Below are 9827 nucleotides of genomic sequence, written 5' to 3'. Positions count from 1 at the left end.
GCATGTGGCGAGCGGGATCGCCGCGATCCCGCTCGCCACATGCAGCCCCTGGCTCAGCCGGTACCCCCAGACGGGCCGGCTCGGCAGCACATTCACCAGCGCCCCCGGCGGATGCTGCAGATAGTGGCTGACGACCCCGGTGACCAGGCAGACGGCGAACGCGGCCCCGAGCCACCGGCCGATCGCCGTGGCCGTCCTGGGGTCGTGCAGCCGGCCCGTGAAGCGCGGCAGGAGGCGTCGGAAGTCCGGCCGCGGCGGTGAGTGTTCCATGCGTCCCATCACACCCCTGACGAGGTGCCGTTCAGCGCGATACGCACCTTACGAAACGCGGACGTCCCGGGCGCGGCCCCCCATCCGCACCGCTCCGGGTGGCACGCTCGACGGCGTGATCAACCGACGTACCGTGCTCGCCGCCGCGCTGCTGGCAGCGCTCACCGCCACTCTCCTCACGACCCTCGCCCGGGACGTCCCCGAAGCCGAGCAGTCGACGCTGACCTGGTGGTACGCGGCCTGCTGGGTGCTCTTCGCCGCCGCGGCCCTCGCCCTGCGCAAGGTGCCCGCCAGCCATGTCACGGCGCTGGTGCTCGCCGGCGGGATCGCGGTCGCACTGACCGGCCTGGCGGGCCCGCCCCGCACGAGTTCGGACTCCTACCGCTACGCCTGGGACGGCAGGGTCCAGGCCGCGGGCATCTCACCGTACGACTACGCACCGAACGCCCCAGAACTGGCGAAACTGCGCGACCCGTGGCTCTTCCCCGCCGGTCGGCCCACCCTGATCAACAGACCCTCGGTGCACACCATCTACCCCCCGGTGGCCGAGGCGTACTTCTATGCCGTCCATCAGCTCTCACCGCCCGGAGCCCGCCACAAGCCGCTCCAGGTCGGCGGCGTGCTCCTCGCGACGGCCACCACCGCGGCCCTCCTGCTGGTGCTCCGCCGACGGAAGGGCGACCCGCGCCACGCCGCCTACTGGGCCTGGTGCCCGGCCGTCCCCGTCGAGGCGGTCAACAACGCCCACGCCGACGCCCTGGGCGTCCTCCTCGCGGTCGTCGCCATCGGCGCCGTCGTCCGCCGCAAAGCCCTCGGCGGCGGACTGCTCGGCGCGGCGGTCGCGGTGAAGTTCCTCCCCGCCGTACTCCTCCCGGGCGTCCTGCGCCGCCGACCGCGCGAGGTGGCGGCCGTACTGGTCCCGGCCGCGGCCGTCGTCGCCCTCACCTATCTCCCGTACGTCCTCGCATCCCGCTCCTCCGTGTTCGGCTACCTCGGCGGCTATGCGCAGGAGGAGGGATACGACGACGCGGGCGCCCGCGACCGCTACGCCCTGCTCCGGCTCCTCCTGCCCGACAGCTGGGCGCTGCCCGCGGTGATCGTCGTCATGGCGGCGGTGTCCGGCCTCGTCCTGTTCAGAGGTGACCCCGAGCGCCCCTGGCGCGGCTGCCTGCTGGTGACGGGGACGGCCTTCCTGCTGATGACGCCCGGCTACTCCTGGTACGCGCTGCTGCTCGTCGCCCGCTACCGGGAGGAACTGCGCAAGCACGAGGACCGGCACGAGGCGATGGCGCTCGCGCTGCACCGTGCGGGCCCCGCCGTCCTGGCGAGCGGCGCCACCGTCGTCCTGGGGATGCTCGTCCTGATGGCGGCCGAGATGAACTCCACCAGGGGCCTGGGACCGGTCGCCGCGATCGGCGTGGCCATCGCCCTGCTCACCATGCTGACGCTCTTCCCGGCCCTGCTGGTGATCTTCGGCAGGTGGATCTTCTGGCCCGTGAAGCCCCACTACGGCTCGCCCGAGCCGACCGTGAGCGGCTTCTGGGCGCGTACGGGAGACCGCATCGCTCTGCGCCCGCGGGCCGTCTGGGTGGTCACCGCCCTGGTGCTCGCCGGGCTGTCCTTCGGGCTGCTGCAGCTGCGTGCGGACGGGATCGGCAACGCCGACGCCTTCACCGGGAACCCTGACTCGGTCGTGGGCCAGAAGGTCCAGGCCCAGTACTTCCCGGCCGGCAGCGGCGACCCGGTCGTCGTCATCGCGAATGCGGATCAGGCCGACGCGGTACGCAAGGCAGTGGCGGCGGATCCGGGCGTGGTCCCGGCGTCCATCGGCGTACCCCCGGGCTCGAAACCGGTGGTGAACGGGCGCGCGCTCTTCGAGGCCACCACGGTCGCCGCGGGCGACAGCGAAGCGGCCCAGCAGACCGTGAAGCGGCTCAGGCACACCGTGCACGGCATCCCGGCTGCCAGGGCCGAGGTCGGCGGGACCACCGCGACCCTGATCGACATGAACGCCGCGACCCGCCACGACAACATGCTCATCATCCCGCTGGTGCTGCTGGTGGTGCTGGTGATCCTCGGCGTACTGCTGCGCGCCCTGGTGGCACCGCTGCTGCTGATCGCGACAGTCGTGCTGTCGTTCGCCACCGCGCTGGGGATCAGCGCCCTCGTCTTCCGCTATCTCTTCGACTACGCGGGCGAGGGCACCGACCTGCCCCTTTTCGTCTTCGTCTTCCTGGTCGCGCTCGGCATCGACTACAACATCTTCCTGTCGACCCGTATCCGCGAGGAGGCGGGCCGACAGGGCGCCAGGAAGGGTGTGGTGACCGGTCTGGCGGCGACCGGCGCGGTCATCACCTCGGCGGGCCTGGTCCTGGCGGGCACCTTCGCGGTGCTCGGCACGCTGCCGATGGTCGCCTTCGCCGAACTCGGTTTCGCGGTCGGCCTGGGCGTGCTGCTCGACACCTTCGTCGTACGGTCGGTGCTGGTCACGTCGCTGTTCCTGGACGTGGGCCCACGGGTGTGGTGGCCGCACCGCCTCGCCCACGACGCCGCGGCCCTGGACGCCGCCGGCGCCGACCGCAGGACCGAGGTGCCGTCAGCCTCAGGCAGTACGCCGCAGTAGCGCCATGTACATCGCGTCGGTGCCGTGCATGTGCGGCCACAGCTGTACGTCGGGACCGTCGCCCAGCGCCGGAACACCGGGCATCAGCGGCCGTACGTCGATCCACTCGGCCTCGACCGGCTGCCCGCCGCGCCCCTTGAGCACATCCTCCACGACCACCCGCGTCTCGGCGAGGTGCGGCGAGCAGGTCGCGTAACCGACGATGCCCCCGATCCGCACGGCGCTCAGCGCCTCACGCAGCAGCCCGCGCTGGAGCGGCGCGAAGCCCTCCAGATCGCCGGGACGGCGACGCCAGCGCGCCTCGGGCCGACGGCGCAGCGCCCCGAGCCCCGTGCAGGGCACGTCCATCAGGACCCGGTCGAAGGATCCGGGCAGCCACGGCGGCCGGGTCCCGTCGGCGGCGATCACCTGGTACGGACCCGGGTTGCCCGCCAGCGCGCGCTCGACCAGGCGGGCGCGGTGCGGCAGCTTCTCCGAGGCCAGCAGCGCCGCACCACGCTTCGCGGCGAGGGCGGCGAGCATCGCGGCCTTGCCGCCGGGGCCCGCGCAGCCGTCGAGCCAGCGCTCGTCGCGGCCCTCGATCTCCGCGTTGGCCAGGGCGATCGCGACCAGCTGGCTGCCCTCGTCCTGGACGCCGGCGCGTCCGTCCCGCACCGCTTCGATCGCGCCGGGCTCGCCGCCCTCGGCCATCCGTACGGCATAGGGGGACCAGCGGCCCGGCAGCGCGGAGTCCTCGCCCACGACATCCAGCAGTTCTTCGGTGGTGGAGCGGCCGGGCCTGGCCACCAGCGTCACCTCGGGCCGCTCGTTGTCGGCCTCCAGGAGGTCCTCGATCCCGGCGCGGCCGCCGCCGAGGGAGTCCCAGAGCGCGGAAACGATCCAGCGGGGGTGCGAGTGGACGATGGCGAGGTGTTCCTCGGCGTCCTCGTCGTAGGGCGGCGCGACCCGCTCCAGCCAGCCTTCGAGATCCTCCGCGGAGACCTTGCGCAGCACCGCGTTGACGAACCTGGCCCGCCCGTCGCCGAGTACCACCCGCGCCAGTTCCACGCTCGCGGAGACCGCCGCGTGGGTGGGGATACGGGTGCCGAGGAGCTGGTGCGCGCCGAGCGCGAGCACATCGAGCACCGGCGGGTCGACCTCGCGCAGCGGCCGGTCGACGCAGGCCGCGATGATCGCGTCGTACGTCCCCTGGCGGCGCAGCGTCCCGTACACCAGCTCGGTCGCGAGCGCCGCGTCCCGCGCGTCGAAGTCGCCCTTGTCCCGGGCCTTCTTCAGCAGCGGCGGCAGGACGAGGTTGGCGTACGCGTCGCGCTCGTCGACCGCCCGCAGCGCCTCGAACGCGAGGATGCGCACCGGGTCCTTCTTGGGGCGGCGGTGCCCCTTCGGCTGCTGGGCGGGACGGCTACGAGGCTGGTCGTTCACGTGAAAGGTGCTCCGCTGATGGTGTCGGGGGACGAACCCTCTCAGCGTACTTCGGCGGCGCCCACATGCCCGCCCGTCACCCGGCCCCCCTCACGGACAGCGCTACGCGCCGAGAGTCTCACTCGGGGCGATCCGCACCCCGCGGGCCCAGTCCGCCGCGCGCATCGGCTTCTTGCCCTGCGGCTGGACCCAGAGCAGTTCGACGGCGTGCGAACCGGTGCCGACGTACACATTGTTCTTGGCCGCGGAGAGCTCGCCCGGGGCCAGGTCCGTGCGGTCGGGCACCGGCGTGACGGCGACGAGCTTGAGCCGCTCGCCGCGGAAGACGGTCCAGGCACCGGGCGCGGGCGTGCAGCCGCGGACGAGGCGGTCCACGCGGAGCGCCGGGGCAGCCCAGTCGGTCCGGGCGCCTTCGACGGTGAGCTTCGGGGCGAGCGAAATGCCCTCGTGCGGCTGCGGTACGGCGTGCAGCGTGCCGTCCTCGATGCCGTCCATGGTCGCGGCGAGCAGTCCGGAACCCGCGAAGGCGAGGCGGGTGAGCAGGTCGCCGCTGGTGTCGGTGGGCCGTACCTCCTCGGTCAGCACGCCGTACACAGGACCGGAGTCCAGGCCCTCCTCGATCAGGAAGGTGGAGGCACCCGTCACCTCGTCCCCGGCGATGATCGCGTGCTGTACGGGGGCCGCGCCGCGCCAGGCGGGCAGCAGCGAGAAGTGCAGGTTGACCCAGCCGCGGGCCGGGACGTCCAGGGCGGCCTTGGGCAGCAGGGCGCCGTACGCGACGACCGGGCAGCAGTCGGGGCCGATCTCGCGCAGCCGCGCCAGGAAGTCCTCGTCGCGCGGCTTCACCGGCTTGAGGACCTCGATCCCGGCCTCCTCGGCGCGCTGCGCGACGGGGCTGGCAACCAGCTTGCGGCCGCGTCCCGCGGGTGCGTCGGGCCGGGTGACGACGGCGGCCACCTCATGCCGGCCGGAGGCGATCAGGGCGTCCAGGGCGGGAACGGCGACCTCGGGGGTGCCTGCGAAGACGAGTTTCACTGATGTACCTCTCAGACCGGTCGGACCGGTGCGTACGACGGCGAACAGCGCACCAGTCTATGGGCCTCGGGCCTGGGGGGCGTACGCACGGCCGCGCGCCCCTCGCATATGCCCATACGCCCCCGCAGCGTGACCACAACAGCGGGTAGCGCGTTGGTCAAACGAGATTGACCGAAATGGGCCGCAGCGGCGGCCCGATTCCTTTCAACGCCGGTTCGAGAGGCTTGTTCATGGCCGACCACGCAACCCACGACGCCCAAGCGCGGGCCAGCCTGCACCTGTTGGTGCGGGACATCGAGCGGGTCCGCCGGCAGGTGGACGCACTGCGCACCCTCACCGCCCAGCTGGGCAACGTCTACCGCCCGCGCCGCTCCGGCCCTTCCACGGGCTTCGTCGTCTACGGCAGGGCTCCGGCCCCGACCGTCCGCCTCGCCCAGGAACTGCGGGACAGCGTCGAGACCCTGGTGACCGCGGCGGTGGACTTCGACCGCTCGCTGGGCTTCTCGTGGGACGCCGTGGGCTCCGCACTCGGCGTCACCAAGCAGGCGGTGCACCGCCGTTACGGCGCACGGCGCGCCGGTACGCAGGTCGACGCCGCAGAGCCGGAGCACTCCACGGCCGAGGCGCCTGTCGTCGCACCGACCCGCACGATGCCTGTCGGTACGGGGATCCCCGCGGTCCCCGCCGCCCGTGCCATGCCGTCCCAGCCGTCGGCGGGGACCCATTCCCTGCGAGAGGAATTCCGCCCCAACGCCTTCCCCGGTCCGCGCAACGGCTGACCCTTTCACCAGCTGCCCCTGCCGTGTCCGCACGGTCAGGGGCAGCGGTGTATCGAAAGCAGCAGTACGGCCGGCCCCGCTCAGCCGATGTCCGGCGGATCGACCCTGATCCGTACCGGATCGTCGCCACGCGTCAGCCGGGCCGCCTGCGCGCTCTTCAGCGCGGCGGCCAGCGCGGCCCCGCTGCCCGGCGGGACCCGAAGCAGCACACGCTCCCAGCTCTCCCCCGGCGGCGCGTCCCCCGGCCTGCGCGGCCTGCCCGGATCGGCGACCGGCATCGGGACAGGACCCAGCACCTCGGCATCACCCGGCAGTTCGACGGCGCCCAGAAACTCGGTCAGCGTCTCCGCTCTCCCCGACACGGCCGCCATCCGTGACACGGGCGGAAATCTCAGCTCGGCCCGCTCGGCCAGCTCACGCACCGCGTGCCCGACGGGATCCCAGCGCACCAGTGCCTGTACGGGCCTGAGCGTGGGCTCCGCGACCACCACGACCGTGCCCCCCTCGCCCTGTCCCCGGACCAGCGAGGCGGCGTCGATCCAGCGCCGCAGCGCCTCCTCGCCGGCCCGCAGGTCGGGCCGCCCGAGCATCGCCCAGCCGTCGAGCAGCAGCGCGGCCGCATACCCGCCGTCGGCGACCGGCTCGGCGCCCGGCGTGGAGATGACCAGCGCGGGCTGCCCCGGCACGGTGTCCAGCACATGGTCCCGCCCCGAGGTCCGCACCGGTACGGCAGGGAACGCGCGCCCCAGCTCCTCGGCGGTCCGCCGCGCCCCCACGATCTGCGCCCGCAGCCGATTGCTCCCGCACTCGATGCAGTGCCAGCCCGCCTCGCCACGCCCGCACCACGCGCAGTGCAGCGCCCGTTCGTCGGGGGCCTCCAGCGGCCCTGCGCAGTGCACACACCGCGCAGGCGTACGGCAGCGCTCGCAGGCCAGCCTCGGTACGTACCCCCGGCGGGGCACCTGCACCAGCACAGGACCGGTCTTCAGCCCGTTCCGTACGACCTCCCAGGCGAGACTGGGCAGCCGCGCCGCCCGAGCCGCCTCGTCCCGCGCCACATCGATGTCGCCCACGGTCCGTACGAGAGGAGCCGCGGCCCGCACCTGGTCCCGGCCGGCGGCGAGCGGCGCGGCCCAGCCGCTCTCCACCAGCTGGGCGGCCTCCACCGTGCAGCTCGTACTCCCCAGCAGGAACGCGCACTTGTCATGCGCGGCCCGCAGCAACAGCACCTCGCGCGCGTGCGGCAGCGGGGCATGCGGCTCGCTGTGACTGGAGTCCCCGTCCTCCCAGATCACCACCAGCCCAAGATCCTTCACCGGCGCGAACATCGCGGCCCGCGTCCCCACCACGGCCCGCACCGCCCCCCGCCGCACGGCGAGCCACTGCCGGTACCGCTTCTCAGGACCGGCCTCCGCGGTGAGCACCGCGTGCCGTCCCTCCCCCAGCACCCCGGTCAGCGCCGCGTCCACCCGCGCCGCGCTCCGCCCGTCGGGCACCACGACCAGCGCCCCCCGCCCGGACGCCAGCGCCGCCGCGACGACACGCGCCAGTTCGTCGGGCCAGTGCGGCCCGGGCAGCGCGGTCCACACGGCCCGCGGAGCCCCACCACCCGCCAGCGCCGCCAGGAACCCCGGCCCCTGCGCGTACCGCTCCCACGTACCCGCCGCCGGAGCCTCCGGCGGCGGCAAAGGCTCGGGGGACGGCTTCGACTCGGCCCGTGCGTTGCGCGGTGGCACGGCCAGCTGCAGCACGTCCGCCAGACTCCCCGCATACCGGTCGGCAACGGCCCGCGCCAGCCCCAGCAGTTCAGGACTCAGCACCGGCTCGTCCGACACGACCCCGGCCAGCGCGGCCAGTGTCCCCTCATAGTCCGACTTGGCAAGCCGCTCGATGACGAACCCGTCGATCAGCCCGCCGCCCTCGCGCCGCCCGTCGTGCACATTGCGGTTCCCGGCCCCGAACCGCACCCGCACTCGCACACCCGGCTGCGCGGCCTCGTCGAGCTCCTCGGGAACCGCGTAGTCGAAGTACTTGTCGAGATGGAGCACGCCCTTGTTCACCAGCACCCGCGCCACCGGTAGCTCCTTGGCCAGCGCGGCCCCGCGCCAGGTGCGCGGTTTGGCCCTGGGCACCTTGGCTTTCCGCACGGTCTCCCGAATCAGCGCAAGCTGCTCCGGCGCCTCGCCCCCAGGGCCCCCGGACTGCTCGTTCTCGCTGCTCACACCCGAATTCCTATCAGAGACCACTGACAGTCCCCATCAGCGGCGGGCCACGAGCCACGTGGCTGGTTTCCCCTTCTCGACACCTCTCCCCGGATCCGGTTCCCTCCAGTTCCGGAAACGGGAAACTCCGCGGACTGTCTTGCCCGTGCCGGCCGGACAAGCCGACTCTGGCTCACAACACCACCAGGGGGACATGTGCTGGAACGACCGCAGACCTTCGGCAGCGCGTTACGACGGGCACGTCTGAGCGCCGGGCTGACGCTGGCCCAACTCTCGGACCGTGTCCATTACAGCAAGGGACAGCTCAGCAAGGTTGAGACGGGGCACAAGCGGCCGACCGAGGAACTGGCCCGCCTGTGCGACGGCCAGTTGGACGCGGACGGCGTTCTGCTGGCCCTGCTCCCACGGCCCGCATCGACGGACAACGCGGCAGGCGGCCCGGAGTACGCCGGATCTCCTCCGCGACCGCACACCGTAGGGCGGCGCGACGTGATGACCACCGGCATGGCGTCCGCCCTCGGGCTGGCCGCGTTCGGCGGTACCGCTGCGCCCCAGGGGACCGCGGACGGAACGCTGCTCGACGTGTGGCAGTCCCTCTTCGACCAGTTCCGTCGGCTCGGTCAGTCGGCACCGCCCGCGGCGGTACTGCCCGCCCTGGCGGAGCAGACTCGGGCTCTGCGTGCACTGGCGGCCCGCAGCGGTCCGAGAACCGGTCGTTGCCTGATCGCTCTCTGCGCACGGTACGCCGAGTTCGCCGGGTGGATGGCCCAGGAATCCGGGGACGTGCCCGCCGCACAACGCTGGACCGATCACGCTGTCGACCTCGCCGATGCTGCCGGGGAGACCGAGCTCGCCTCGTACGCACTGGTCCGCCGGGGACTCATCGCCTACTACAAGGGCGATGCGGCCGACACCATCGCGCTGGCGCGGGCAGTCCCGTCCCGAGGGACGCCCGCCAGGGTTCTGGGCCTGGCCGCCCAGCGCGAAGCCCAGGGCCACGCCCTCACCGGGGACTACGGCGCTTGTATGCGGGCCCTGGACCGGGCACGGGTCCATCTGTCCCACGACGCCATGGACACGGACCGTCCGGTGCTCGGTACGACCCATCTTGCCGACCCGGTGGCGATGGTCACCGCATGGTCGCTGCTCGATCTGGGCCGCCCCGTACAGGCCGCAGCCGCCCTGGACACCGAGATGGCACACATCCCCCCGGGCGCGCTGCGTACCCGGGCCCGATACGGCACACGGCAGGCTCTTGCCCACGCGCTGTCCGGGGAGATCAGGCACGCATGCGAGTTGTCTGCACAACTCATGGACGCCGCACACCTCGTGGACTCCTCGACCATCGCGCACGACCTCCGCAGGCTCGCCCGCGTCCTGGGACGCCACCCCTCCCACCCCTCCGTTCACGAGCTGTCCCCGCTGCTCACTTTCGTCCTCTCGCCCGCCTCACCGCTCAGCTGACAACGCGCCCAC

6 protein-coding genes and 1 pseudogene are annotated in these 9827 nt (G+C 73.0%); 3 read left to right on the top strand and 4 right to left on the bottom strand.

What is annotated here, in order from left to right:
• Window positions 1-270: pseudogene (locus J0695_RS08780) on the bottom strand (molybdopterin-dependent oxidoreductase); the annotation flags it as partial.
• Window positions 271-385: 115 nt separating this feature from the next.
• Between J0695_RS08780 and J0695_RS08775 the strand changes: the two are divergent.
• On the top strand, window positions 386-2893 hold the full coding sequence (locus tag J0695_RS08775) for an MMPL family transporter (protein WP_307798506.1): 2508 nt from the start codon (window positions 386-388) through the stop codon (window positions 2891-2893).
• Here J0695_RS08775 and J0695_RS08770 read toward each other — a convergent pair.
• Together J0695_RS08770 and fmt are read right to left on the bottom strand one after the other, a co-directional pair.
• Complete coding sequence (locus J0695_RS08770) at window positions 2873-4315, bottom strand: RsmB/NOP family class I SAM-dependent RNA methyltransferase (RefSeq protein WP_206961311.1); 1443 nt, start codon at window positions 4313-4315, stop codon at window positions 2873-2875. The two genes, J0695_RS08775 and J0695_RS08770, sit on opposite strands and share 21 nt — an antisense overlap.
• 102 nt (window positions 4316-4417) lie before the next feature.
• Window positions 4418-5350 (bottom strand): methionyl-tRNA formyltransferase, encoded by a 933-nt coding sequence (gene fmt / locus J0695_RS08765; RefSeq protein ID WP_206961310.1) that lies wholly within the window; start codon window positions 5348-5350, stop codon window positions 4418-4420.
• Between the two features lie 230 nt (window positions 5351-5580).
• Here fmt and J0695_RS08760 point away from each other — a divergent pair, with 230 nt between their 5' ends.
• On the top strand, window positions 5581-6129 hold the full coding sequence (locus J0695_RS08760; protein WP_206961309.1) for a hypothetical protein: 549 nt from the start codon (window positions 5581-5583) through the stop codon (window positions 6127-6129).
• A gap of 80 nt (window positions 6130-6209) precedes the next feature.
• On the opposite strand, the gene J0695_RS08755 is transcribed toward J0695_RS08760, so the two are convergent.
• Window positions 6210-8351: a primosomal protein N' gene (locus J0695_RS08755; protein WP_206961308.1), complete on the bottom strand. Its 2142-nt coding sequence runs from the start codon at window positions 8349-8351 to the stop codon at window positions 6210-6212.
• Between the two features lie 195 nt (window positions 8352-8546).
• Here J0695_RS08755 and J0695_RS08750 point away from each other — a divergent pair, with 195 nt between their 5' ends.
• The gene (locus tag J0695_RS08750; protein ID WP_206961307.1) at window positions 8547-9815 is read left to right on the top strand and encodes a helix-turn-helix domain-containing protein; all 1269 of its coding nucleotides are present in this window, start codon (window positions 8547-8549) and stop codon (window positions 9813-9815) included.
• Window positions 9816-9827: the final 12 nt, after the last annotated feature.

Source organism: Streptomyces beijiangensis (assembly GCF_017315755.1).
GTDB lineage: Bacteria > Actinomycetota > Actinomycetes > Streptomycetales > Streptomycetaceae > Streptomyces > Streptomyces beijiangensis.
Note: the sequence above shows the minus strand (reverse complement) of the source record. Positions and strands in the feature narration are given on the sequence as shown.